This is a genomic window from Blattabacterium cuenoti (assembly GCF_014252295.1).
Taxonomy (GTDB): domain Bacteria; phylum Bacteroidota; class Bacteroidia; order Flavobacteriales; family Blattabacteriaceae; genus Blattabacterium; species Blattabacterium cuenoti_V.
Map to the genome: position 1 here is coordinate 453,391 of NZ_CP059215.1, position 26,834 is coordinate 480,224.

At 27.5% G+C, this 26,834-nt stretch carries 19 protein-coding genes and 7 tRNA genes; 5 read left to right on the forward strand and 21 right to left on the reverse strand.

The features are described 5' to 3' along the window. Window positions 1–21: 21 nt before the first annotated feature. Window positions 22–1,677, forward strand: coding sequence for a glutamine--tRNA ligase (gene glnS / locus H0H40_RS02260; RefSeq protein ID WP_185869342.1), 1,656 nt, complete (start codon window positions 22–24; stop codon window positions 1,675–1,677). Window positions 1,678–1,681: 4 nt separating this feature from the next. Here the strand turns inward: glnS and rpoC are convergent, their stop codons facing one another. The 17 genes from rpoC to ileS all read right to left on the reverse strand — a co-directional run bounded on the left by rpoC (window position 1,682) and on the right by ileS (window position 19,005). Beyond that, entirely contained in the window at window positions 1,682–5,914 is a 4,233-nt protein-coding gene (rpoC, locus tag H0H40_RS02265) for a DNA-directed RNA polymerase subunit beta' (protein ID WP_185868898.1), read from the reverse strand. A 39-nt stretch (window positions 5,915–5,953) separates the two neighbouring features. After that, window positions 5,954–9,796 carry a DNA-directed RNA polymerase subunit beta gene (gene rpoB, locus H0H40_RS02270; RefSeq protein ID WP_238785678.1) on the reverse strand — a complete coding sequence of 1,281 codons (3,843 nt, stop codon included), beginning with the start codon at window positions 9,794–9,796 and terminating at the stop codon, window positions 5,954–5,956. An 18-nt stretch (window positions 9,797–9,814) separates the two neighbouring features. Further along, window positions 9,815–10,189 (reverse strand): 50S ribosomal protein L7/L12, encoded by a 375-nt coding sequence (gene rplL, locus H0H40_RS02275; protein ID WP_185868899.1) that lies wholly within the window; start codon window positions 10,187–10,189, stop codon window positions 9,815–9,817. A gap of 35 nt (window positions 10,190–10,224) precedes the next feature. Beyond that, window positions 10,225–10,785, reverse strand: a complete 561-nt coding sequence (gene rplJ / locus H0H40_RS02280) for a 50S ribosomal protein L10 (RefSeq protein WP_185868900.1) — start codon at window positions 10,783–10,785, stop codon at window positions 10,225–10,227. A 10-nt stretch (window positions 10,786–10,795) separates the two neighbouring features. Next, complete coding sequence (gene rplA / locus H0H40_RS02285; RefSeq protein ID WP_185868901.1) at window positions 10,796–11,491, reverse strand: 50S ribosomal protein L1; 696 nt, start codon at window positions 11,489–11,491, stop codon at window positions 10,796–10,798. 23 nt (window positions 11,492–11,514) lie between these two features. Beyond that, window positions 11,515–11,952: a 50S ribosomal protein L11 gene (gene rplK, locus H0H40_RS02290; RefSeq protein ID WP_185868902.1), complete on the reverse strand. Its 438-nt coding sequence runs from the start codon at window positions 11,950–11,952 to the stop codon at window positions 11,515–11,517. Window positions 11,953–11,961: 9 nt separating this feature from the next. Beyond that, window positions 11,962–12,516 carry a transcription termination/antitermination protein NusG gene (nusG, locus tag H0H40_RS02295; RefSeq protein WP_185868903.1) on the reverse strand — a complete coding sequence of 185 codons (555 nt, stop codon included), beginning with the start codon at window positions 12,514–12,516 and terminating at the stop codon, window positions 11,962–11,964. 8 nt (window positions 12,517–12,524) lie between these two features. Next, a complete protein-coding gene (locus H0H40_RS02300) occupies window positions 12,525–12,752 on the reverse strand; it encodes a preprotein translocase subunit SecE (protein WP_238785679.1) in 228 nt (75 codons plus the stop codon). 6 nt (window positions 12,753–12,758) lie between these two features. Next, window positions 12,759–12,834 (reverse strand) — tRNA-Trp (locus H0H40_RS02305). Window positions 12,835–12,850: 16 nt separating this feature from the next. Then, window positions 12,851–14,038: an elongation factor Tu gene (gene tuf, locus H0H40_RS02310; protein WP_185868904.1), complete on the reverse strand. Its 1,188-nt coding sequence runs from the start codon at window positions 14,036–14,038 to the stop codon at window positions 12,851–12,853. 33 nt (window positions 14,039–14,071) lie between these two features. Further along, window positions 14,072–14,143, reverse strand: a tRNA-Thr gene (locus H0H40_RS02315). 16 nt (window positions 14,144–14,159) lie between these two features. After that, a tRNA-Gly gene (locus tag H0H40_RS02320) sits at window positions 14,160–14,232 on the reverse strand. A gap of 7 nt (window positions 14,233–14,239) precedes the next feature. Beyond that, window positions 14,240–14,325 (reverse strand) — tRNA-Tyr (locus tag H0H40_RS02325). Window positions 14,326–14,333: 8 nt separating this feature from the next. Beyond that, window positions 14,334–14,407 (reverse strand) — tRNA-Thr (locus H0H40_RS02330). 83 nt (window positions 14,408–14,490) lie between these two features. After that, complete coding sequence (locus H0H40_RS02335) at window positions 14,491–15,126, reverse strand: lipoprotein signal peptidase (protein WP_185868905.1); 636 nt, start codon at window positions 15,124–15,126, stop codon at window positions 14,491–14,493. A 10-nt stretch (window positions 15,127–15,136) separates the two neighbouring features. Next, a complete protein-coding gene (locus H0H40_RS02340) occupies window positions 15,137–15,529 on the reverse strand; it encodes a TraR/DksA family transcriptional regulator (RefSeq protein ID WP_185868906.1) in 393 nt (130 codons plus the stop codon). Window positions 15,530–15,537: 8 nt separating this feature from the next. Then, window positions 15,538–19,005, reverse strand: coding sequence for an isoleucine--tRNA ligase (gene ileS / locus H0H40_RS02345; RefSeq protein ID WP_185868907.1), 3,468 nt, complete (start codon window positions 19,003–19,005; stop codon window positions 15,538–15,540). 62 nt (window positions 19,006–19,067) lie between these two features. Here ileS and mutS point away from each other — a divergent pair, with 62 nt between their 5' ends. The 3 genes from mutS to H0H40_RS02360 all read left to right on the forward strand — a co-directional run bounded on the left by mutS (window position 19,068) and on the right by H0H40_RS02360 (window position 21,749). After that, window positions 19,068–21,506 carry a DNA mismatch repair protein MutS gene (gene mutS / locus H0H40_RS02350; RefSeq protein WP_185868908.1) on the forward strand — a complete coding sequence of 813 codons (2,439 nt, stop codon included), beginning with the start codon at window positions 19,068–19,070 and terminating at the stop codon, window positions 21,504–21,506. 76 nt (window positions 21,507–21,582) lie between these two features. Continuing rightward, a tRNA-Gly gene (locus tag H0H40_RS02355) sits at window positions 21,583–21,655 on the forward strand. A 9-nt stretch (window positions 21,656–21,664) separates the two neighbouring features. Further along, window positions 21,665–21,749, forward strand: a tRNA-Leu gene (locus tag H0H40_RS02360). On the opposite strand, the gene guaB is transcribed toward H0H40_RS02360, so the two are convergent. Beyond that, window positions 21,731–23,215, reverse strand: coding sequence for an IMP dehydrogenase (gene guaB, locus H0H40_RS02365; RefSeq protein ID WP_185868909.1), 1,485 nt, complete (start codon window positions 23,213–23,215; stop codon window positions 21,731–21,733). The genes H0H40_RS02360 and guaB overlap by 19 nt on opposite strands. A 211-nt stretch (window positions 23,216–23,426) precedes the next feature. Between guaB and H0H40_RS02370 the strand changes: the two genes are divergently transcribed. Continuing rightward, the gene (locus tag H0H40_RS02370) at window positions 23,427–23,708 is read left to right on the forward strand and encodes a hypothetical protein (protein ID WP_185868910.1); all 282 of its coding nucleotides are present in this window, start codon (window positions 23,427–23,429) and stop codon (window positions 23,706–23,708) included. 93 nt (window positions 23,709–23,801) lie between these two features. Here the strand turns inward: H0H40_RS02370 and rplS are convergent, their stop codons facing one another. The 3 genes from rplS to H0H40_RS02385 are packed head-to-tail and all read right to left on the reverse strand — an operon-like array spanning window position 23,802 to window position 26,830. Further along, window positions 23,802–24,146, reverse strand: coding sequence for a 50S ribosomal protein L19 (gene rplS, locus H0H40_RS02375; protein WP_185868911.1), 345 nt, complete (start codon window positions 24,144–24,146; stop codon window positions 23,802–23,804). Window positions 24,147–24,157: 11 nt separating this feature from the next. Continuing rightward, window positions 24,158–25,546 (reverse strand): phosphoglucosamine mutase, encoded by a 1,389-nt coding sequence (gene glmM, locus H0H40_RS02380; RefSeq protein ID WP_185868912.1) that lies wholly within the window; start codon window positions 25,544–25,546, stop codon window positions 24,158–24,160. 57 nt (window positions 25,547–25,603) lie between these two features. Then, window positions 25,604–26,830 (reverse strand): ABC transporter permease, encoded by a 1,227-nt coding sequence (locus H0H40_RS02385; RefSeq protein WP_185868913.1) that lies wholly within the window; start codon window positions 26,828–26,830, stop codon window positions 25,604–25,606. Window positions 26,831–26,834: the final 4 nt, after the last annotated feature.

Consider the following 26,834-nt stretch of genomic DNA (forward strand, 5'->3'; position numbering starts at 1 on the left):
GATTTCTAATTATTTTTTGTAATAGAATCGCATCTACATTTTATTGAAAGAATTATAGAGGAAGATCTAAAAAATGGGTTTCCTGTTGAAAAAATAAAATTTCGTTTTCCTCCTGAACCAAATGGATATCTTCATATTGGACATATAAAAGCTGCATTACTTAATTTTGAGTTAGGGAAAAAGTACAGTGCTCCAGTTTATTTAAGATTTGATGATACTAATCCTATAGGAGAAAGTAGGAATTTTATAGAATCTATAAAAAAAGATATTCTTTTTTTAGGTTTTAAATGGGATAAGGAGAGCTATGCTTCAGATTATTTTCAAAAACTTTATGAATGGGCTATTAAATTAATTATAGAAAATAAAGCTTATGTAGATGATCAATCCCAAAAAATCATCCAATTTCAAAGAAAAAATCCTTTTGAACCAGGAATCGATAGTCATTATAGAAACAGATCTATAGATGAGAATTTGTTTTTATTTGAAAAAATGAAAAACGGATTCTTTAAAGAAGGATCATGTGTTTTAAGAGCTAAAATTAATATGAGTTCTACAAATATGAACATGCGAGATCCAGTTATGTATAGAATCCTTCAAAAAAAACATCATAAAACTGGATATCAATGGTGCATTTATCCTACCTACGATTGGACTCATGGTCAATGTGATTACATTGAACAAATATCACATTCTTTATGTTCATTAGAATTTGAAAATAGAAAACCATTATATAATTGGTATTTACATCAAATTTATGATCACGAAAAAATAATACCTAAACAAATAGAATTTTCAAGATTGAACTTAAGTCACACTATAACTAGTAAAAGAAAAATACAATATTTAATTGAAAAGAAAATTATTCAATCTTGGGATGATCCCCGCATTTTAACAATATCTGGAATGCGCCGTAAAGGATATACTTCAAAAGCTTTGAAAAATTTTATTCGTAAAGTAGGAATTACAAAAAGAAATAATATTATTGACATATCTCTTCTAGAATTTTGGATTAGAGAAGATTTAAATAAAATAGCTCCAAGAGTAATGGTAGTGTTTCATCCAATAAAACTAATCATTGATAATTACACTGTAAACACCACTGAATGGATTGAAGCAGAAAATAATCCTGAAGATCCTAGTTTTGGAAAAAGAAAAATACCTTTTTCAAAATTTTTATATATTGAAAAAAACGACTTTTTGGAAAAAAAAAGAGATAATTTTTTTCGTCTTAGTCTAGGGGAAGAAGTAAGACTTAAAAACGCTTACATTATAAAAGCTCATTCAATCATTAAAAATTATAAAGGGGAAATAAAGGAGATTCACTGTACTTATGATCCAAAAAGTAAGTCTAGAAATAAATGGGGGATCCAAGAAAAAAGAAAAATAAAAAGTACTTTACACTGGGTTTCTATAAAACATTCTTTTCCTATAGAAATTAATTTATATAATCCTCTTTTCTTGAACAGAAATCCAAATTTAGATTTTTATACATGTATAAATATACAATCAAAAGATAAAATTACAGGTTATGCGGAACCTTCCTTAAGAAGGGCAAAAAAAGGAGAACATTTTCAATTCCAAAGAATTGGATATTTTTATGTAGAAAATTCTACAGTTGACAAAATCACTTTCAATAAAACAGCTTACATAAAAAATAAATGGAAAAAAACTTCATAAATTTTTAAACAATTTCTGGATGAATTTTCTCATATTCTCTCAATCCAGTTCCCGCAGGGATTTTATGTCCTACTATAACATTTTCTTTCAATCCATATAAATAATCAGTTTTACCACTTATAGCCGCTTCACTTAAAACTTTTGTTGTTTCCTGAAATGATGCTGCAGATATAAAAGATTTTGTTTGCAAAGCAGATCTTGTTATTCCTTGTAATATAGGTCTAGCTGTAGCTGGTACAGCATTTCTTGTTTTTATTAATTTTTTGTTATTGTATTTTAGAACAGCATTTTCATTTCTTAAATCTCTATAACTAATAATATCTCCATTTTTCAAAATATTGGAATCTCCAGGATTTTCAACTACTTTCATCTGAAAAATTCTATCATTTTCTTCTATAAAATCATCTTTATACTCTATACTCCCTTCTAAAAATTTAGTATCTCCCACATCTATAACTTCTACCTTTCTCATCATTTGTAAAACAATTACTTCAAAATGTTTATCATTAATTTTGACACCTTGTAAACGATATACCTCTTGTATTTCTTTTACTAAATATTCTTGAACGGATCTAGGTCCCCTTATATTTAAAATATCATTAGGAGTTACAGCTCCATCTGATAAAGGCATTCCTGCTTTGATATAATCATTTTCTTGAACAAGTATTTGGTTAGATAATTTAACGAGATATTTTCTAATTTCTCCTGTTTTAGATTCTACAATAATTTCTCTATTCCCTCTTTTTATTTTTCCATGACTTACTATTCCATCCATTTCTGAAACAACAGCTGGATTAGAAGGATTCCTTGCTTCAAATAATTCGGATAAACGTGGTAATCCTCCTGTAATATCTCCAGATTTAGCAGATTTTCTAGGTACTTTTACTAAAATTTTTCCCACATCTATTCTTTCTTCATCTTCCACCATTAAATGAGCACCTACTGGAAGATTATATATTTTTAATTCTTCTTTTTGACTATTCAATATTTTTAATGTTGGAACTAAATTTTTATTTCTTACTTCCGTTATTACTTTCTCTTGAAATCCAGTTTGTTCATCTATTTCTACTTGAAAAGTGACACCTTGTTCTAAATGTTGATAAGATATAATTCCGGAAAATTCCGCAACAATAACTGCATTATATAAATCCCATTTGCATATTATGTCTCCTGTTTTTAACTGATCTCCATGTTGTACATGCAACGAAGCTCCATAAGGTATATTATTAACCATTAGTATAGATGATTTCTTGGAATCAAAAAGTTTCATTTCTGTAGATCTAGAAACTACTATTCCTATTTCCTTGGAATCCTTTTTTGTTTTTACAAATTTTAAATCTTCAAATTCTATAATTCCATCATATTTAGATCTTATTTGTGAAGATTCCGTAATATTTCCTGCTGTTCCTCCAACATGAAAAGTTCTCAATGTCAATTGAGTTCCTGGTTCTCCAATAGATTGTGCAGCAAGAACTCCTACAGCTTCTCCTTTTTGCACTATTTTACCTGTTGATAAATTACGACCGTAACATTTAGAACAGATCCCCATTTTTGCTTCACATGTTAAAGGAGATCGTACTTCTACCATTTCTATTCCAGATTCATCAATTATTTTTGCTATTTTTTCATCAATCATTTTTCCGGAATCAATGATTAATTGATTATTCTTCGGAGAAAAAACATCGTTTAAAGATATACGACCTAAAATTCTATCAAATAAAGTTTCTACTATTTCTTCATTTTTTTTCAATGCAAATATTTCTAAACCACGTAAAGTATTACAATCTTCCATTTTTATGATGACATCCTGAGCTGCATCAACTAAACGTCTAGTCAAATATCCGGCATCTGCTGTTTTTAACGCAGTATCAGCTAATCCCTTACGAGCACCGTGAGTAGATATAAAGTATTCTAAAATAGAAAGACCTTCCCTAAAATTAGATAAAATAGGATTTTCAATAATTTCTGCTCCAGATGATCCAGCTTTTTGAGGTTTTGCCATTAATCCTCGCATCCCAGAAAGTTGACGTATTTGTTCTTTAGATCCTCTTGCTCCAGAATCTAACATCATGTAAACAGGATTAAATCCTTGTTTATCTTCTCTCATATATTTCATTACTTTCTCTGTAAGCATAGCATTTGTATTTGTCCATATATCAATAACTTGATTGTAACGTTCATTATTCGTTATCAAACCCATGTTATAATTTACTTTAACATTATCTACCTGTTTTATAGCATGATTTACCATATCTTTTTTATTGTCAGGAATGATAATATCTCCTAATCCAAAAGATAGTCCTCCTTTGAATGCATTATAAAAACCTAATTCTTTAATATCATCTAAAAAATTTGCAGTAGTTGGAACATCTGTTAATAACAATATTTTACCTATAATTTCTCTTAATGATTTCTTTGTAAGAGATTCATTTATAAATCCTACTTTTTTAGGAACTACTTGATTAAACAAAACTCTACCCACAGTTGTTTCTATAATTTTATTGAAAAATTTATCTTCTTCACGAATATTAACTTTAACTTTAATTAAAGCATGCAAATTAACTGCTCCTTGATTATATGCTATTTCAACTTCTTCTGGTGAATAAAAAATCAGACCTTCTCCTTTGACTTTAATTTTGTTATCAGATAACAAAGGTTTTGTCATGTAATATAATCCTAGTACCATATCCTGAGAAGGAACTGTAATTGGAGACCCGTTAGCAGGATTTAATATATTTTGAGAAGCTAACATTAAAAGTTGAGCTTCCAAAATAGCTCCATTTGATAATGGTAGATGAACGGCCATTTGATCTCCATCAAAATCTGCATTAAAAGCTGCACAAACTAAAGGATGTAATTGAATAGCTTTTCCTTCTATTAATTTTGGTTGAAAAGCTTGAATACCTAATCTATGTAAAGTAGGAGCTCTATTCAATAATACAGGATGTCCTCTTAAAACATTTTCTAAAATATCCCATATCATAGGATCTCTTTTATCGATAATTTTTTTAGAAGATTTTACTGTTTTTACTATACCCCTTTCAATTAACTTACGTATAATAAATGGTTTATAAAGTTCTGCTGCCATATCTTTAGGAAGGCCACATTCATGTAATTTTAAATGAGGACCAACTACAATAACAGATCTAGCTGAATAATCTACTCTTTTCCCAAGAAGATTTTGTCTAAAACGACCTTGTTTTCCTTTTAAAGCATCTGATAAAGATTTTAGAGGACGATTAGCTTCTGATTTTACAGCAGAAATTTTTCTTGAATTATCAAAAAGAGAGTCTACTGCCTCTTGCAGCATTCTTTTTTCATTTCTCAAAATAACTTCAGGAGCTTTAATTTCTATTAATCTTTTTAAACGATTATTTCTTATAAGAACACGACGGTATAAATCTGTCATATCAGAAGCAGCATAACGTCCTCCATCTAAAGGAACTAAGGGTCTTAATTCAGGAGGGATTACAGATAATACATGAATAACCATCCAAGATGGGGTTCCACCATTTTTTTTACCTTCTCTAAAAGCTTCTACTACTTGTAGACGTTTCAATGCTTCAATCCTTCTTTGTTTAGAAGTTTCATTATGAGCTTGATTTCTTAATTCAGAAGATAAAACATCTAAATTAATACGATTCAATAATTCTTCTATACATTCTGCTCCCATTTTTGCAATGAATTTATTTGGATCAGAATTTTCCAATTGCTGATTCCCTTTTGGGAGTTTGTTGAGGATCAGTAAATATTCCTCTTCCGTTAAAAAATCACCTTTTTGAAAATAGGATCCGTCTGAACGTAAAGATAATCCACCTTGGATAACAACATATCGCTCATAATAAATAATCATTTCAAGTTTTTTAGAAGGTAATCCTAATAAATATCCAATTTTGTTAGGAGAAGAACGAAAACACCAAATATGAACAACAGGAACTACAAGATTTATGTGCCCCATACGTTCTCTTCTAACTTTTTTTTCAGTCACTTCAACTCCACATCTATCACAAACAATTCCTTTATAACGAATTCTCTTATATTTTCCACATGCACATTCATAATCTTTAACAGGACCAAATATTCTTTCACAAAACAGTCCATCTCTTTCGGGCTTATGAGTTCTATAGTTTATAGTTTCTGGTTTTAATACTTCACCATGAGATTCTTTCAATATTACTTCTGGAGAAGCTAATCTAATAGTTATTTTATTAAACTTGTTATTTTTTTTTCTACTCATTTTTTTAACATATAACAATATAACATATAATGATAAAAATCACTCTTCCAAACGGATATCTAGTCCTAATCCTTTTAATTCATAGCAAAGAACATTAAAAGATTCTGGATTGTTAGGTTCAGGCATTGGATCTCCTTTCACTATTGCTTCATAAGTTTTAGCTCTTCCAAGTACATCATCTGATTTAACAGTCAATATTTCACGCAATATATTAGAAGATCCAAAAGCTTCCAACGCCCATACTTCCATTTCTCCAAAACGCTGACCTCCAAATTGAGCTTTACCACCTAAAGGTTGCTGAGTGATTAAAGAATAAGGTCCTATTGAACGAGCATGCATTTTATCGTCAACCATATGACCTAATTTTAACATATATATAACTCCAACAGTAGCAGGTTGATCAAATCTTTCTCCAGTCCCTCCATCAAATAAATAAGTTGTTCCAAAACGAGGGATTCCTGCTTTATCAGTATACTCACATATCTGATCTATCGTAGCACCATCAAATATAGGTGTTGCAAATTTTATATTTAATTCCTGTCCTGCCCATCCTAAAACAGTTTCATATATTTGTCCTATATTCATTCTAGATGGAACTCCCAATGGATTTAGAACAATGTCAACAGGAGTTCCATCTTCTAAAAATGGCATATCCTCTTCTCTAAGTATACGCGCTACTACTCCTTTATTTCCATGTCTTCCTGCCATTTTATCTCCTACTTTTAATTTTCTTTTTTTAGCAATATATACTTTTGCCATTTTAATAATTCCAGAAGGAAGTTCATCTCCAATTGTTATGGAAAATTTTTTATGTTTTAAAGAGCTATTTAAATCTCCTACTGATATTTTATAATTATGTAAAATCTCAGAAATTAAATTATTAATTTCAGAATCATCAGTCCAACTATCAGAATAAATTCCTATATAATCCGATATTTTTATTTTCTTAAATGTTTCTATAGTGAACTCACTTCCTTTCACTATTATTTCTTTATTCTTATCATTAAAAACGGAACTATTACATATTTTACCACTTAAAACAGAAAATAACTTCTTTAACAAGATATTATTGATATCTAATAATTTGTTTTCATATTCTTTTTCTAAATATTCTATTCTTATTTTATCTTTATCTCTAGTTTTTTTATCTTTTATGCTTCTAGTAAAAAGCTTTGTATCTATAACTACTCCAAATAAAGAAGGATCAGCCCTTAATGAAGCATCTTTGACGTTACCTGCTTTATCTCCAAAGATAGCTCTTAATAACTTTTCCTCTGGAGTTGGATCGGATTCTCCTTTCGGAGTTATTTTTCCAATAATAATATCACCAGGTTTTACTTCTGCACCAACTCTTATAATTCCATTTTCATCCAAATCCTTTGTGGATTCTTCACTTACGTTAGGAATATCATTCGTGAATTCTTCCATCCCCAATTTCGTATCACGAACATCCAAAGAATACTCATCTATATGTATAGATGTGAACCAATCTTCACTAACTACTTTTTCAGAAATTAAAACAGCATCTTCAAAGTTATATCCGTTACATGGAATAAAAGCAGCTTTCAAATTTCTACCTAATGCTAATTCTCCATTTTCCGTAGCGTAACCTTCACATAATATTTGTCCTTTTACAACTCTTGTTCCTTTTTTTACAATAGGCTTTAAATTAATACATGTATTTTGATTAGTTTTTCTAAACTTAATCAAATCATAAACTTGAATATTAGGATAAAAATTAACTAAAACTTCTTTATCTGTTTTATCGTAACGGATAATTATCTTTTTCGCATCAATATACTCTACTATTCCATTTCTTTTTGCATTAATCAAAATTCGAGAATCTCTTGCTACTTGTTTTTCCAATCCTGTTCCGACAATAGGAGATTCAGGTTTTAGTAATGGAACTGCTTGACGCATCATATTAGATCCCATCAAAGCTCTATTAGCGTCATCATGTTCCAAAAAAGGAATTAAAGAAGCAGAAATAGAAGCTATTTGATTAGGTGCTACATCTACATAATCCACCTGATTTGATTTAACAACAGGAAAATCTCCGTCTTCTCGAGCTATAATTCTTTCCGACAAAAAATGACCATTATGATCAATTGCATTAGCTTGTGCTATAATCTTTCCTTCTTCTTCTTCTGCACTTAAATATTTTACTTTAGATTTTATTAAATCTACTTTTTGATTACAAACTAATCTATATGGAGTCTCTACAAATCCCATTTTATTTATTTTTGCAAATACGGATAAAGAAGATATTAATCCTATATTCGGACCTTCTGGAGTTTCAATTGGACATAATCTACCATAATGAGAATAATTAACATCTCTTACTTCAAAACCTGCTCTTTCTCTAGATAAACCTCCTGGTCCTAAAGCTGAAAGTCTTCTTTTATGAGTTATTTCGGATAGAGGATTTGTCTGATCCATAAATTGAGATAATTGATTCGTTCCAAAAAAAGTATTTATTACAGACGATAAAGTTTTAGCATTAATAAGGTCAACTGGCATAAAAACTTCATTATCACGAACATTCATTCTTTCTCTTATCGTTCTAGACATTCTTGCTAGTCCAATACTAAATTGAGTATACAGTTGTTCTCCTACAGTTCTAACACGTCTATTAGATAAGTGATCAATATCATCTACTTCTCTTTTAGAATTAAATAAAGCATTCAAATGATCTACAATTGCAATAATATCTTCTTTTGTTAGAACTAAATGAGTAGGATCTATTTTCAAACCAAGACGTTTATTCAACCTATATCTCCCTACAGGTCCTAAACTATATCTAGTATCAGAAAAAAAAAGCTTGTCTATAACTCCTCTAGCAGTTTCTTCATCTGGAGGTTCCGTATTTCTAAGTTGTCTGTAAATATATTCTACAGCTTCTTTTTCTGAATTTGTTGGATCTTTTTGTAAAGTATTATAAATAATTGAATAATCTTTTTTTCTTTCTCCTTCTTTATGTAACAAAACAGTTTTTATTTCATGATCTTTCATAAGATCAATATCTTCCTGTTTTAAAAGAACATCTCTATCTATAAGAATTTCATTTTTTTCTATGGAGATTACTTCTCCTGTGTCTTCGTCTACAAAATCTTCATTCCATATTCTCAAAACTCTGGCTGCCAAAATTCTATTTTGAACATTTTTTTCATTATTTGAAATTTTTATTTCTTCGGCTAAATCAAAAATTTCCAATATATCTTTATCTCTTTCATATCCTATAGCACGTAATAAAGTTGTCATTGGTAATTTTTTTTTTCTATCAATGTATGCATACATAACATTATTAATGTCTGTAGCAAATTCTATCCAAGATCCTTTAAATGGTATAATTCTAGCAGAATAAAGTTTAGTTCCATTAGCATGATGAGATTGACCAAAAAATACACCTGGAGATCGATGTAACTGAGATACAATAACCCTTTCTGCTCCATTAAAAATGAACGATCCAGAAGGAGTCATATAAGGACATGTCCCTAAATAAACATCTTGATAAACAGTTTCAAAATCTTCATGCTCAGGATCTGTGCAATATAATTTTAATTTAGCCTTTAAAGGTACACTATAAGTTAATCCTCTCTCAATACATTCTTCTATAGAATATCTAGGAGAATCTATAGAATAACCTTTAAATTCCAAAACAAAAGAATTTCTTGCGTCAGAAATAGGAAAATTTTCTGTAAAAGCTTTGAATAGTCCCTCATTTTTTCTATTTTCAGGTTTTGTATCTAATTGAAAAAATTCTTTAAACGATTTTATTTGAATATCCAAAAAATCAGGATAATCAACTTGTTTTGCTACGGAAGCAAAAGTTATTCTTTCTGATATTTTTTCTGTATTCACCAATTTTAATTTAATGGACAATTTTTTTCAAAAATCATATTATTTTAATTCTACCTCAGCTCCGACTTGCTCAAATTTATTTTTTAAATCTTCCGCTTCTTTTTTATTTACAGATTCCTTTAATAAACTAGGAATATTGTCTACTAATTCTTTAGATTCTTTTAACCCTTTTCCCGTGATTTCTTTTACTAACTTCACTACAGATAATTTTGAACTACCGGATGATTTCAATACTATATTAAAAATGCTTTTTTCTTCTTTTTGAGGTATCTTTTCTTCTTTTTGAGAAGAAATTTTTACTGAATTTTCTATGTTAGATGGCTCTATTCCATATTTTTTTTTTAAAATAGAGGCTAATTCATTAACTTGTTTAACAGTTAAATTAACTAATTGTTTTGCCAAATTTTCTATCATATTATTATTTTGTTTTTAATTATTTAGATTTAAAATTATTTTTCTAATTTAGAAGATGCAGAAGATAAATATTCTAATATTCCACATATTTTATACTTTGTTGAAGTTAAAAAAGATAAAATAATATTCCCCATTGGAAATTGTAGTCTATATAAGATATCAATAAGAAGATCTTCTTTAGATTTAAAATTGATTAAAAGGTCCAAATCTTTATTTCCAAAATAATAAAATTCTTGAACATAAGCTCCTTTTAAATATGGTTTTTCAATTTTTTCTTGAATATGAAAATTTTTTATAATTTTTGAAGGTATATTTCCTTTTCCAGTATTTGAAAATAAAATAGTAGTATTTCCACTTAAAATAGGAAAAAATGAATCAAGATTTTTATTCTTCATCTTTTCTAAAACTTTTTTCAGCAAAGTGTTTTTTACTACTTTCATTCCAATATTGGATTCATGAAATTTTTTTCTAAGGAAAGAAACTTGGTTAGAATTCAAATTGCATATATCAATGAAATATAACGATTCATTGTTAGACAATATAGAAAATAATTTTAAAAATTTTTTTTCTTTGTTTTTTCTATTCTTATTATTCATATCTTATTATTCATATCTTCAAAAAAATTTTTGAATCTAATGAAATGCTATTACTCATTGTAGTAGATAAATAAATACTCTTAATATAAACACCTTTAGAAGTAGATGGTTTATTCCTAATAATTATCATCATGAATTCTTTTATATTATCCATTAAACATTGATTTGAGAAAGATACTCTTCCTACTGAAGCATGAATAATTCCATAACGATCAGATTTAAAAGAAATTCTACCTGATTTAATCTCTTTTATAGATTTTCCTGGATTGTTCGAAATAGTATCCATTTTAGTATTTGGCATCAATCCTTTGCTTCCTAATATCTTCCCTACAGATCCTAACTTATTCATTACAGAAGGTGTTGCTACAATAATATCAATATTAGTCCACCCAGACTTAATTTTTTCAATATAATCCAACCCCACATAATCAGCTCCTGCTTCTTTAGATTCCGACTCTTCTTCTTTGTTTACTAAAGCTAAAATACGAACATTTTTTCCTGTTCCATAAGGTAATTGAACTGTTCCTCTAACTATTTGATTAGGTGATTTGACATCAATTCCAAGATTCACAGAAATATCAAAAGAAGCATCAAATTTAACAAAAGTTCTTTCTTTTAAAAAAAGAACTCCTTCTTCTAAAGAATATTTTTTTTTATCAATTTCTTTTAGATATTTATTTCTATTTTTAGTTACTTTTACTGACATATACAAATGAAAATAAATGAAATTTATGATTTTTCTATTTCTATTCCCATAGATCTTGCACTACCAGAAACCATAGATATGGCAGATTCAATTGAATAACAATTCAAATCTTCCATTTTATTTTTCGCAATCATCTCTACTTCAGAGATGCTTATTTTTCCTATTTTTGATCTGTTTGATTCTTTGGATCCTTTTTCTTTTTTCATGATATTTAATAATTGAGTAGAAACCGGAGGTTTTTTTATTATGAAAGAAAATGATTTATCTTCATATACAGTTATTATAACAGGACACATTTCTCCTTTTTTTTCTTGAGTACGAGAATTGTATTGTTTACAAAATTCCATTATATTGACTCCTGAACTTCCTAAAATAGGACCAACTGGTGGAGCAGGAGTAGCTTTTCCTCCATTTATTTTTTGAATTTTAATTTTTTTTATTATTTTTTTATTATGATGCATGATTCTATTTTAAATTTTTTCTATTTGCGTAAAATTTAATTCCAATGGAGTCCTCCTTCCAAAAATTAAAACAGCTAATTCTAATTTTCTTTTTTCTTCATTAATTTTTTCAATTGTTCCATTAAAACCAGAGAAAGGACCATCTATTACTTTAATTGTTTCTCCAACTACAAAAGGAATACTAATATTTTCATAACTTTCAGAAAGTTGATCCATTTTTCCCAACATTTTATTAACTTCCTCTTTTCTCATTGGAATAGGAATAGCAGCTACTCCTTTCCCTTCACTTAAAAAATTAATAACTCCAGGAACATTTTTAATTGCATGAACTGCTTCTCCTTCCAAATTAGCTTCTACCATAACGTATCCTGGATAATGAACTTTCTCTCTATGAATTTTTTTACCTTTTCTCATCTGTATAACTTTTTCAATAGGGACCAAGACCTTTCCTACATATTCTTGAAATCCATTATCCCTAATTTCATTTTCGATATATAATTTTACTTTGTTTTCTTGTCCACTAATAGTTTTAATAACATACCATTTTTTTTCCAAATCACTCATATAACTTTTTATATAGAAAAAAACTTCTTAATTAAAAAAATAAAAAAAATATCTACACCATATAAAAATATGGATAGAAATATAGAAAAGAAAGAAACTATCATTGTTATTACTTGCAAATCTTCCCATTTAGTCCATGTTATACGATAAAAAAATTCATTATAAATTTCCAAAAAAAAATTTTTTTTTTCATAAAATTCTAAAATAATACATACATCATAATACAATTTTTTCAAAAATCATGGCACGGACGGTAAGGATCGAACTTACGACCTTCGGTTTTGGAGACCGATGCTCTACCAACTGAGCTACATCCGTATCAAAAATATGGATATTAATCTATTACACTAATAACTTGACCAGCTCCTACAGTTTTTCCTCCTTCACGAATAGCAAATCGCAAATTTTCACTTAATGCAACAGGATGATGTAATTCAACATCCATAGAGACATTGTCTCCTGGCATAACCATTTCTACTCCTTTTGGTAAATGAATTTCCCCTGTAACATCTGTTGTTCTCAAATAAAATTGAGGACGATATTTATTATGGAACGGTGTATGTCTTCCTCCTTCTTCTTTTGTGAGAATGTATACTTTAGATTTAAATTTTTTGTGAGGTTTTATGGATCCTGGTTTTCCAATAACCATTCCTCTTCGAATATCTTTTTTCTCTACTCCACGTAATAAAAGACCAACATTATCTCCAGATTGTCCTCTATCCAGAATTTTTCTGAACATTTCAACACCTGTAACAGTAGAAGATAGTTTTTTATCTGCCATTCCTATAATATCCACTAAATCTCCTGTATTAATAATACCGTTTTCTATACGACCAGTTGCTACTGTTCCTCTTCCAGTTATGGTAAAAACATCTTCTACTGGCATTAAAAATGGTTTATCCATTTCACGAACAGGTTCAGGAATATAATTATCTAATATCTTCATAAGATCTTTAATCTTTTCAATCCACTTTTTATCTCCATTTAAAGCACCCAAAGCGGATCCTTGTATTATCGGAATATTTTCTCCATCATATTCATATTTAGAAAGTAATTCTCTAATTTCCATTTCTACTAACTCCAATAATTCAGGATCATCTACTTGATCTACTTTATTCATAAATACTACTATTTTAGGGACTCCTACCTGACGAGACAACAATATATGCTCTCTAGTTTGAGGCATAGGCCCATCTGTAGCTGCTACAACTAAAATAGCTCCATCCATTTGAGCGGCTCCTGTGATCATATTTTTCACGTAATCTGCATGTCCAGGGCAATCTACATGAGCATAATGTCGTTTCATTGTTTCATATTCTACATGAGATGTATTAATTGTAATTCCTCTAGCTTTTTCCTCAGGAGCATTATCTATCGATTCAAAACTTTTTTCTTCTGCTAATCCTATTTCTGATAATACTTTTGTAATAGCAGCAGTTAAAGTAGTTTTTCCATGATCAACATGACCGGTTGTTCCTATATTTAAATGTGGTTTATCTCGTTTAAATTTTTCTTTTGCCATGATAAAATTATTAAAAATTTAGTTCAAGAAAAAAGCCAACGGCGGGAATTGAACCCGTAACCTCTTCCTTACCAAGGAAGTGCTCTACCACTGAGCTACATTGGCTATAATTCTATCTTAGAGCGGAAGACGGGATTTGAACCCGCGACATTCAGCTTGGAAGGCTGATGCTCTACCAACTGAGCTACTTCCGCTTAAAAATGGGGAGAGCAGGATTCGAACCTGCGAAGATCGAAGATCAACAGATTTACAGTCTGTCCTCGTTAACCAGACTTGAGTACCTCCCCTATAAAAGAGCCGGTAGAGGGATTCGAACCCACGACCCCGAGATTACAAATCACGTGCTCTGACCAACTGAGCTATACCGGCAAATCAAATTTATTCGTAACAATGAAAATCAGGCTAGTACAAATCTATAGAGATTTTTATAATTCTCAAAAAAATAATAAATATCACAAAATTTTTATATTTCTAATTCTTCTTTTAAACAGTAAAAATAAAATAACACCAAAAAATATAGAAATATCGGATACGTTAAAAACTGGTTTAAAAAATTGGAAATGAAAATTTCCAAAAAAAGGTATCCACTCAGGAAAATGAATATCTATTATAGGAAAATAAAACATATCTACTACACATCCTTTCATAAAGGATGCATATCCACTATTATAATTTATTTTAGATATTCCTAGGTAAGGGATCCATTTTTGATATTCTTCCCTATAAATTGTTCCTTTATCAAATAAACATCCATATAAAGCACTATCCATAAAATTACCAATAGCTCCTGATAAAATAAAACTAGTAGGAATTGTTAAATAATTAGAAGATCCTTTTTTGACATTCTTATAAAGAAAAAAAGATATTAATAACACTAAAAAAAGACGTAAAATACTTAATAATATTTTTCCAAAATATCCATTTCCAAAATGAACCCCATAAACCATTCCAGGATTCTCCACAAAAAAAATCCAAAAAAAGGAAAATATTGGAAATCCACTTCCTAATTCAAAATGAGTTTTAATATAAATTTTTAAGGTTTGGTCTATCAATAAAATGGATAAAACAATTAAAAAATTTTTTTTCAAAAAATAAAATTTAGTTATTTTTTTCCACAAGCATTTTTCCTTCTATACTCAAAGTAGTATGAGGAACAGCCATAAGACGAGCTTTAGGAATTAACTTATTTGTAATTCTACAAATTCCATAATCTTCATTCTCTACTCTTATCAAAGCAGAATTCAAACTGTTTATAAATCTTTGTAAATGTTCTAAAATTTGAGCATTCTGTTCTTTACTTAAGGTTTCTGATCCTTCTTCAAAAGCTTTAAAAGTAGGATAGGTATCATCTGTTCCATTATTCTGACTATTGGAAAAAGAATTTTTAAGAATCGATAAATCTTTCTTAGCTTTTTTCAATTTTTCAAGTATAAGTTTACGAAACTCCTTTCTTTCTTCCATAGAATACCTTTGTTTCCCTTTTACTTTCATTTCTTATTTTATATATTTTCGACTTTACGAATTTGTATATATAGCATCAATTTTTCTTCAAAATTTTCCACAAAAAAAAATTCCATTTCTTCTTTTTTCATATTTTCCTCTTGGAAAGAAACATCAACAGAAACAGAAAGAGTTTCTTTACAAAGGAAATCTTTGTTTTTTTGTATAATAGATTGAATATATTGTATGTTCTGAACACTTTTTACGTATAGAAATATTTTTTCAACTACATCATAGTTACGTTTTTTTCTTAATTTTTGTACATTTCGGATTAATTCCCTTATAAACCCTTCTTCTCTAAGAGAATCCGTGATACATAAATCTAATGCTATTGTTAATCCATATACGTGATCAAATAAAACAGACCAATTTTTGAGATATTCAGTAGTAATTTTAACATTTTCTAAAAGAAGATTAATTCTTTCTCCTTCTAAAGAAATCGTACACTTTTTATTTTCTTCTATTTCTCTAATTTTTTGCTGAGTGAATCCTTCTATTATTTTGGAAATAATTTGAGTTTTATTCCCAAATTTAGGACCCAAAGATTGATAATTTGGTTTAATATATTTGATCAATTCCAAATTTTTATAAGAATTAGAAAATTCTATTTCTTTAATATTAGCTTCTTTCAAAATAATATCTGATGATTTATTTAATTGAGAACGTATTGTTTGATCGGAGATAAGAATTAGTACCCTTTGCAAAGGTTGACGAATTTTAATTCCATTTTTTTTTCGAACAGAAAAAATCATAGTAATTATTTTCTGAATCAAAGACATTTTTTTTTCCAATTCTCTATTAATTAAATTTAGGTCATAACTAGGAAAAATAGTTAAATGAACACTTTTGCAAGTTTCCTTATTTGTAACAGAATTTAAATCAATATAAATTTGATCGGAAAAAAACGGAATAATAGGAGAAGTCAATTTTGACAACACAACTAAACATTTATAAAGAATTTGATATGCAGATATCTTATTTTCTGTATATTTTTCTTTCCAAAATCTTCTTCTGCATAATCTTATGTACCAATTACTCAACTTATCTAATACAAAAGATGAAATTAAACGTGTAACTTTGGTTGGATTGTAATTAGCATAATAATTATCCACTTTTTTAATCATAGTGTTCAATTCAGAAAGAATCCAAAAATCTAATTCTGTATAATATTTGGAACATTCTTTTTCTTTATAAGAAAAACCATCAATATTAGCATACAAAACGAAAAAAGAATAGATATTATATAATGTTCCAAAAAATTTGCTGATTACAGTGTGAATTCCTTCTATATTAAATTTAATATTATCCCAAGGTTCAGAATTAAATATGATATACCAACGTATTGCATCAGAACTATAATGATTAATTAAATCAAAAGGATTAATAGTATTTCCTTTACTCTTAGACATTTTATGTCCATCTTTATCTAAAATTAGTCCTGTTGATATTACATTTTTATATGATATAGAATTGAATAATAAACTACTAACAGTATGCAAAGTAAAAAACCATCCTCTTGTTTGATCTATTCCTTCAGAAACGAAATCAGCAGGAAATAATAAATTATTGTCGATATATTCTTTATTTTCGAAAGGATAATGGAATTGTGCATATGGCATAGCTCCGGAATCAAACCATACATCTACTAAATCTGACTCTCTTTTCATTGGAGTTCCTTTTGAAGAAACTAAAATAACCTTATCTAAAACATGTTTATGTAAATCTATTTTATTATAATTATCATTACTCATATCATCTAACATAAAATTTTTAAATATATTATTAGACATGAAACCATGCCTAATAGATTTTTGAATCTCCATAACTAATTCTTTAATTGATCCAATAACTATTTCTTCGTCTCCTTTTTCTGTTCTCCAAATAGGAATAGGAGTTCCCCAATATCTAGTTCTTGATAAATTCCAATCTTTTATATTCTTCAACCAAGAATCAAACCGTTTTCTACCTGTGGATTCTGGATACCATTTTATTTTTTGATTCAAAAAAATCATTTTATTTTTTTCTTTTGTGGTTTTAATAAACCATGAATCTAAAGGATAATAAAGTATTGGTTTTCCTGTTCTCCAACAATGTGGATAAGAATGGATATATTTTTCTATCCTAAATATCTTTCCTTTTTTTTCTAGAAAAAGAACAATTTTTTCATCTACTGAAATTTTGTTTTTTATATTATCTGGATTAAGATCATTTTTAATATATTCTCCACCAAATCCATATGGTAAAGTTTTTAAATACTTTCCTTGTAAATCAACTAAAGGAACAGGAATGTTATTTTCATCTAAAACTAACATTGGAGGAATATTATATTTTTTGGAAACTATAAAATCTTCTATTCCAAATGTAGGAGATATATGAACAATTCCTGTTCCTTCATCTACACTAACAAAATCTCCTTCTATAACTTGAAATGCGTTCTTTTGATTATAATAAGGTTTAGCCCAAGGTAATAATTGTTTATATCTACTATAGATTAATTCCTTTCCCTTAATCTTTTTTACTATTACATAAGGAATTTTTTTTCCTTTGATATTTTGTACATTTAATTCAACATTTTTCGAAACAGAATAAAACTTATCAGATAATAATATTCTATGAATCAATTTTTCTGCAAAAATGATATTTTCTATACAAAAAGTATAAGTGTTATAAGTTTGAACTAAAACATAATCTATAGTAGAGCCAATAGCTAATGCAGTATTTGAAGGGAGGGTCCAAGGTGTAGTCGTCCATGACAAAAAGTAAATATCTCCTGAAACATTTTTTAAATTTTTTGGAAGAGTATTTTTTATAACCTTAAATTTTAAAAATGGAGATATTTGCTCTACTTTTTTATAAGTTCCAGGCATATTTAATTCATGATAACTCAATCCTGTTCCTGCAGCAGGAGAGTATGGTTGAATATTAAATCCTTTGTAAATAAGGTTTTTACAGTAAAATTTCTTTATCAACCACCATACACTTTCTATATATTTTGCGTTGTAAGTTAAAAATGAATTATCTAAATCTATCCAATAACCTATTATTTGTGTAAATAATAACCATTTTTTTAATGATTTATCAACGAAACTTTTACATAACTGATTGTATTCTTTTACACTAATTGTTTTCCCTACATCATTTTTAGTAATTTTCATTTTTTTTTCAACATTTAATTCAATAGGAAGACCATGAGTATCCCATCCAGATTTTCTAAATACTTTTTTACCTTTTAAAGTATGATATCTACATAAAATATCTTTTATAGTTCTAGCTAATATATGATGTATCCCAGGTTCTCCATTTAAAGAAGGAGGTCCTTCATATAAAACATAAAAAAATGATTTTTTATCATTATTAGATAAGTTAAGGCAACTTTGAATAATCTTATGTTTTTTCCAATATTCAGATATTTCTATTCTTATTCTATTGAGATCCAGTTTTTTATATATTCTAAATATTTTTGACATAAGTTTTATTGTAATAATAAATTAAAAATCTTCTATTTTACTCTAAATAAATTCATTATTCTATGAATAGAAATAAAAAGTTTTCTTATAAAAAAAAAGAAGAAACTCCATTGATAAAACAATATAATAATATTAAAAATAAATATCCAGATACTATTTTATTATTTCAAGTTGGAGATTTTTACGAAATATTTGGAAAAGACGCAGTTATATGTTCAAAAATATTAAATATTGTTTTGACTAAACGATCTAATATTCATTTAGCAGGATTTCCTTACCACTCATTAAATAATTATTTGCCAAAATTAATACGATCAAGATTACGGGTAGCAATTTGTGATCAACTAGAAGAACCTCAAAAAGGTAAGAATCTTGTTAAAAGAGGAGTTACTGAATTGGTAACTCCAGGAATAACTATAAATGAAAATATTTTACAAACAAAATCAAACAATTTTTTAGCTTCTATCCATGTTGGATATAAAAAATTGGGATTAAGCCTTTTAGACATTTCTACGGGAGAATTTTTTCTAACAGAAGATGAAGAAAATAATGTGTTACAATATTTAAAATTTTTTAACCCCAGCGAAATTCTTTTTCAAAGAAAAGAAAAAAGATTTTTTGATAAATTATTGAAAAACAAATATTATACTTTTTTAATGGAAAACTGGATATTTAATTATGAATTTGCATATGAACAACTTATATCTCATTTTAAAACGAATTCTCTAAAAGGATTTGGAATCGATAATTTAAAATTAGGAATTATTTCTTCTGGAGTAATATTATCTTATTTACATAATACACAACACTTCAATATAAAACATATTTCTAATATACAAAGAATAAAAAAAGAAGAACATATGTGGATCGATGATTTTACTTTTCGTAATTTAGAAATATTTAATTCTCTAAATAAAGAAGGAGTTCCTTTAATCAATATTTTGGATCATACAACCACTCCTATGGGAAGTAGATTATTAAAAAATTGGATTCTTTTTCCTCTAGTAAACATTTTTTGTATAAAAAAACGACATAAAATAGTACAGGAACTACATTCTAATAATATAGTACGGAATTTTATAAAAAAAAAACTTAAAAATGTTTATGATATAGAAAGAATAATTGCAAAAATGGTTATTAGAAAAATAACTCCTCGTGAAATATATACATTACATAAATCAGTAACTTCCATAACTGAAATAAAAGAAAAAATTTTATCTCAAGAATCTAAAGTTCTCGTAGATATAGGAAAATCTTTTAAAGATTGCAAAACAATATCTGATAAAATTGTTAAAACCATAGAGGATAATACTCCAAATCAAATTGAAAAAGGAAAAGGAAATGTAATTATAAAAGGAGTCTCTAAAGAATTAGATCAAATTCGTGTTCTTTATTTCTCACAAAAAGAATATTTGGAAAAGCTATGTAAAATAGAACAAAAAAACACAGGAATAAACAATTTAAAAATTGGATACAATAACATTTTTGGATACTTTTTTGAAGTAAGAAATCCAAAAAAACATCATATTCCATCTCATTGGTTTCAAAAACAAACTTTATCTAATTCTGGAAGATATATAACCAAAGAGTTAAAAAATTATGAACTGAAAATTTTAAATGCAGAGCAAAAAATATTCTTTTTGGAAAAAGAAATATTTAATAATTTAATTAGTGAAATTTTAGAATATTTAGAATATTTACAAACAAATGCTAAAAAAATTGCAATATTAGACGTTTTATGTTCTTTTTCCAATATTGCATTAGAAAATAATTACGTAAAACCAAAAATTAATCATTCTTCAAAAATATATATTTTAAAAGGAAGACATCCAGTTATAGAAAGACAATTTTTATCCAAAATATCTTATATACCAAATGATGTTATTTTAAATAAATCAGATCAACAAATTATGGTTATTACAGGACCAAATATGTCAGGTAAATCTGCTATTTTGCGACAAACAGCAATTATCATATTAATGACCCATATTGGAAGCTTTGTTCCGGCTCAATATGCAGAGATAGGATTAATAGATAAAATATTTAGCAGAGTAGGAGCTTCTGATAATATTTCTTTGGGAGAATCTACTTTTATGGTAGAAATGAACGAAACGGCAAATATACTAAATAATATCTCCCATAGAAGCTTTCTTATCTTAGATGAGATAGGAAGAGGAACAAGCACTTACGATGGAATTTCAATAGCTAAATCTATCGTTGAATTTTTACATGAGAGTCAATTACGCCCTTTAACTCTATTTGCTACTCATTATCACGAATTAAATGAAATGAGTTCTATCTTTAAAAGAATAAAAAATTATCATGTTTCTGTAAAAAAAATTGATGATGATATTATTTTTATGCGAAAATTAATAACTGGAGGAAGCGAACATAGTTTTGGTATTCACGTAGCAAAAATATCAGGAATGCCTATTAAAATTATTAATAGAGCAAAAGAAATATTGAAAACATTCAAAATAGAAAAAAGTAAAAACAAATGAAATTAAAAACTGATTATATCATTAAAATAATTTGCTATATATATAAAAGTGTTTTTAACTTAGTATTATTAATTTAGCGAGAATAGCTCAGTTGGTAGAGCGCGACCTTGCCAAGGTCGAGGTCGCGGGTTCAAATCCCGTTTCTCGCTTTTTTTTCAACCTGGGTGGTGGAATTGGTAGACACACAGGACTTAAAATCCTGTGATCATTGCGATCGTACGGGTTCAAATCCCGTCCCGGGTATTGTTATTTAAATAATAGTTTGGAGATTCTTTCGTAATGCTAACACTATGTGGATGGTTTTCTTTTAATCCTGAATTAGTAATTCTTACAAATTTTCCTTTTTCCATCAGTTCTGTAATAGATGAAACACCACAGTATCCCATTCCAGAACGTAATCCTCCACAAATTTGATAAATTGTATCTTTCATTTTTCCTTTATATGGAACTATAGCCTCTATTCCTTCTGGAACAGACTTTTCTTTAAACTGAAAATAACGATCTTTACTTCCTCTTTTCATAGAAATTAAAGACCCCATACCAACGTAAGTTTTAAACTTTCTACCTTGAAAAATAACTTCTTCTCCAGGAGATTCATCTGTTCCAGCAAATAAACTTCCAATCATAACAGAACTAGCACCTGCAGCTATAGCTTTTACCACGTCTCCTGAATATCTAATACCTCCATCAGAAATAACACTAACATTCCTTTGACTTGCGTATTCATACACATCATTAATGGCTGTAATTTGAGGCATTCCTACTCCAGCTATTACTCTTGTTGTACAAATGGAACCAGATCCTATCCCTACTTTTAAAACAGTAGATCCAGCATTTATCAAATCTTTAGCGCCTTCTTTCGTTACTACATTTCCAGCTAACAATGGGATTTCTGGAAAAGAGGAACGTATTGATTTAATAATTTTTAAAATTCTAGTGGAATGACCATGAGCCGAATCTATAGTGATAATATCTACTCCTACTTTAACTAAAGATTCCACTCTTTCTAAAATATATTTATCTATTCCTACAGCTGCTCCTACACGAAAACGTCCTCTAGAATCTTTGCAAGCATTCGGATGATCTATCAAATTGTCGATATCTCTAATTGTGATTAAACCTACTAATTTACTTTCTTCATCTACGATAGGCAATTTTTCTATTCTTTCTTTTAATAAGATATTTTTTGCTTTTTCTAGAGTTATATTTTTTTTACTAGAAATAATTAAGTTTTCTTTTGTCATTACATTTTCTACTAAAGAATCCAAATCTGTACGATACTTTATGTCTCTTCTAGTAATAATTCCTACTAAGGAACGATTTTTTTCTACAACCGGTAATCCTGATATTTTATATCTCTTCATAAGATATTGAGCATGTCTTAGTGTAGAATCCCTGGAAAGTGTGATAGGATCATCAATCATTCCACTTTCACTTCTTTTTACTTTGTACACTTCTTCTGATTGATTTTTTATACTCATGTTTTTATGAATTATTCCCATTCCTCCTTCTCTAGCTATAGAGATAGCTAAAGAAGATTCAGTTACTGTATCCATAGCAGCACTTAGTATAGGAATTTTGAGAGATATATCAGGGGTTAAATAAGTTTTAAGAGAAACTTCTGATGGTAAAATTGAAGAAAAGGAAGGAACTAGTAGAACATCATCAAAAGTTAGAGCTTCTTTTAAGATCTTTTTATTTAAAGACATAATTTTTTATTTATAATATATAATTTTGTTGATTTGTTGAGTATATAGTACAATGAAAAAACATAATTTTTCTTTTTATCAAACTAAAAATTGAATTTTATTGTTTCTATAATTTTGATTAGAAAAAAAATACAAGTGGTGATATATTTTTTCATTTCAAATTTTTATATAAATTTGCCCAGAATATGTAATAATTGAAATACTAGTGATTATGATGAAAAAATTAAGAATTACTTTTACTACAATCTTATTGGCGATATTTTTGTTTACTGTAGGTTGTAATAATAAAAACAAAAATAGTGAAAATACCTCTACTACAACAGAAGAGGAGAAAACAACTAATAATACAGAAAATACAGATTCCAGTTCTACAAATACATCTCCTTCTACTTCTAGTGAGGAGACATCAAAAAATAATAATGAAGAAAATGGATCTACATCTGAAAAAGAAAAAGTAACTACTACTGAAGAAAATGAAAAAAGCAATAAGTAAGTAATAAGTAATTCAGTGATGAAAAAAAAGCAAAAAAGATTTACCAAATGGTGAATCTTTTTTGCTTTTTTTTCATCACTAATTACGAATATTTTAACTCTTCACTCTTGCTTTTTTCCCTTTAAGAGATCTAAAATAATAAATTCTCGATCTTCGAACTTTTCCTTTTTTATTTATTTCTATCTTATGTATATTTGGTTGATTCAATAAAAATATACGTTCTATTCCTATTCCGGAACTTATCTTTCTAATAGTAAATGATTTTGTTAATCCTTTTCCTTGTTTTTTTATAATCACTCCTTTAAATGACTGAATTCTTTTTTTTTCTCCTTCCTTAATTTCAAAAAAAACAGTAATTGTATCTCCAGAATAAAATGGAGGAAAATCGTTTTTAGAAATGAATTTTTCTTCTGTATATTTAATAAGATTTTGTAACATAATTAAATGACTTATAATTTCTTTATTTCACACAAAATTTCTTTTGCTAAAAAATCAGCTCTTTTTTTTGAAAAACTTTCTGTATGTATTCTAATAATTTTTTCAGTATTAGATTTCCTTATATGTATCCATTCATCATTTAATAAATCAATTTTAATACCATCACTTAAATTCATTTTCTTTCCTCTATACTTTTTTTTAATTGTTTTTAGTAACATTTGAATATTTTTATGGGAATAAAATCGAATTTTTTTTTTCGACATAAAATAGCCAGAATATTTTTTTTTTAATTCAGATAATGAAATATTAGAAAGTTTTGCTACTTTTGTTAAGAATAGAGCTATTCCTACTAACGCATCTCTTCCATAACGTAATTCAGGATAAACAATTCCTCCGTTTCCTTCTCCACCAATAACAGCATGTACTTCTTTCATTTTTTTGACAACGTGAACTTCTCCTACAGAAGTAGAATGATAAGGAACTCCTTTTTTAATGGCAAGATCCTTTAATGAATGAGAAGAAGATAAAGTGGAGACAACGGGTCCAAATTTATTTTCTAATACATAATCAGCAATAGCAACTAAAGTGTGTTCCTCTCCAAAAAATTCTCCATTTTCACAAATAAATACTACACGATCGACATCTGGATCCACGGATATACCAAAATGCGCTTTTACTTCTGGTACCTTATTACATATTTCCTTCAAATTCTTTTGAATAGGTTCGGGATTATGAATAAAATCACCATGAGGATCACAATGCATTTTAATGATATGGACGCCCAAATGTTCCAAAAGAATAGGAACTGCAATTCCTCCTGCTGAATTAATTCCATCTATAACAATTTTGAATTTTGCTTTTTTAATGATATTTTGATCTATAATAGGTAATGAAAGAATTTTTTTTACATGTTTTTGAATGCAATTTCTTTTATGAAAAACATTTCCTAATTCTTTATAAGAAGAAAATAAAAAATTTTCTTTTTCCGTTATATAAAATAATTTTTGAAAATCATTTTCAGATAAAAATTCTCCGTAAGAATTAAACATTTTTAATCCATTCCAATTTTTAGGATTATGACTAGCTGTCAACATAACTCCTCCATCTGCTTTCTCATCTATAATAGCTATTCCAACAGTAGGAGTTGTAGATAAACCAATGTTTATAACATCGACTCCAAGACTTCTGAAAGTAATAATCAAAAATTCTTGAAATAAGGAAGAAGTAATTCTACCATCTCTACCTAAAATAATAACATATTTTTTCTTTTTTTTATATTTTCTTCTCATCCAGGAAATATATCCCGCAGAAAATTTAATTATATCCACAGGGGAAAATCCTTTTCCTATTTTTCCTCCTAATGTTCCTCTTATTCCAGATGAAGATTTTACAAGTGTCAAAAATGAATAAAATTTTCTTTTGTTAAAGAACAAAAATACAAAATTAAATTTTGAGGTCTATTCAATTTCTACTATTTTAATAGTAGAAATTTTATTAATAATAAATAAAATAGGGAAGAGTATTGTTACAAAACAAATTGAAGTAATTACTAAATTAATAGTTAAAATATGATTTATATTGATGTAAATTGGAACAAAATCCACAAAATATTGTATTTTGTTCAATGAAACAAAATGAAATTTTTTTTGGATTACTAATAAAGTAATTCCTATAAAATTTCCTACAATTAATGATGGAATAAATATGTGTAGAACATAAAATATGAATATTTTATGTATAACTTTATTTTTAGCTCCTAAAGTTTTTAAAATACCTATAGTTCTAATTCTTTCTAAAAAAAGTATTAGTATAAATACCATCATATTTATTACTATTGAAATAAAAACAATAAAACTAATAATAATAATATTTGTGTCAAACATATTTAACCATTTTATAATTTCATTATTTTTTTGATCATAAATAGTTTGAACTGAAAAATTATTAGATATTTTTTTAAAAAAATTTTTTTTGGTATTTCCTTTTTCAAAGGAATACAAAAAAATCTCAAATTTATTGGATAAATCTTCTTTCCATCCATAAATCTGTTGAATATGTTTTATATTACCAATAATATATAAATCATCAAATTCTGGAATTCCTGTTTCATATAACCCAGAGACTATAAATTTTTTAGAAATTACAATAGGAGATCCTTTTTTTTTAAAAAATAGAAAATCTATTTTTACATTTGATCCTATCTCTAATCCTAATGATAGGGATATTTTTTTGGATAAAACAACGTTTTTATTAAAATTTTCTTTTGCATCTCGCAAATTTCCCTTGACTAAAAAATATTGAAAAAAAAATGGATTATAATCTTCATATAAACCTTTATATACGTATCTTCCCATTTTTTTTTCAGTACAAATAATAACATTATTTTCAATAATTCCATGAATCTGTTTAACAAGATCACATTGAAAATGTTCTTTCAGAAAAAAATTTGTTTCTTTTCTAGAAAAAAAAGAATTATTGTTTTTAACAATAAATTGACCTCTAATATTTAAAAATTTGTCTTTGATGATTTTTTTAAATCCAAATCCTATAGAAAAAGTCAAAATAATAATAATTAAACCAAAAGATATTGTTGTTTGTGTTATTAAAATTATTGTTCTAAGTCTTTTGTTTGAACCACAATCTTTCCAAATTGTTCTTTTAGAAAAAAACCATTCAAAATTCAATATT

Bases quoted from the DNA above. Each gene is read 5' to 3' on its own strand.
- mutS (WP_185868908.1), top strand. From the start codon at position 19,068: ATGAATAGAAATAAAAAGTTTTCTTATAAAAAAAAAGAAGAAACTCCA.
- nusG (WP_185868903.1), bottom strand. From the start codon at position 12,516: ATGAGTGATTTGGAAAAAAAATGGTATGTTATTAAAACTATTAGTGGA.
- rplL (WP_185868899.1), bottom strand. From the start codon at position 10,189: ATGATAGAAAATTTGGCAAAACAATTAGTTAATTTAACTGTTAAACAA.
- rplS (WP_185868911.1), bottom strand. From the start codon at position 24,146: ATGTTACAAAATCTTATTAAATATACAGAAGAAAAATTCATTTCTAAA.
- H0H40_RS02370 (WP_185868910.1), top strand. From the start codon at position 23,427: ATGATGAAAAAATTAAGAATTACTTTTACTACAATCTTATTGGCGATA.
- ileS (WP_185868907.1), bottom strand. From the start codon at position 19,005: ATGTCAAAAATATTTAGAATATATAAAAAACTGGATCTCAATAGAATA.
- tuf (WP_185868904.1), bottom strand. From the start codon at position 14,038: ATGGCAAAAGAAAAATTTAAACGAGATAAACCACATTTAAATATAGGA.
- rpoC (WP_185868898.1), bottom strand. From the start codon at position 5,914: ATGAGTAGAAAAAAAAATAACAAGTTTAATAAAATAACTATTAGATTA.
- rplA (WP_185868901.1), bottom strand. From the start codon at position 11,491: ATGTCAGTAAAAGTAACTAAAAATAGAAATAAATATCTAAAAGAAATT.
- rplK (WP_185868902.1), bottom strand. From the start codon at position 11,952: ATGCATCATAATAAAAAAATAATAAAAAAAATTAAAATTCAAAAAATA.
- H0H40_RS02340 (WP_185868906.1), bottom strand. From the start codon at position 15,529: ATGAAAGTAAAAGGGAAACAAAGGTATTCTATGGAAGAAAGAAAGGAG.
- guaB (WP_185868909.1), bottom strand. From the start codon at position 23,215: ATGTCTTTAAATAAAAAGATCTTAAAAGAAGCTCTAACTTTTGATGAT.
- rplJ (WP_185868900.1), bottom strand. From the start codon at position 10,785: ATGAATAATAAGAATAGAAAAAACAAAGAAAAAAAATTTTTAAAATTA.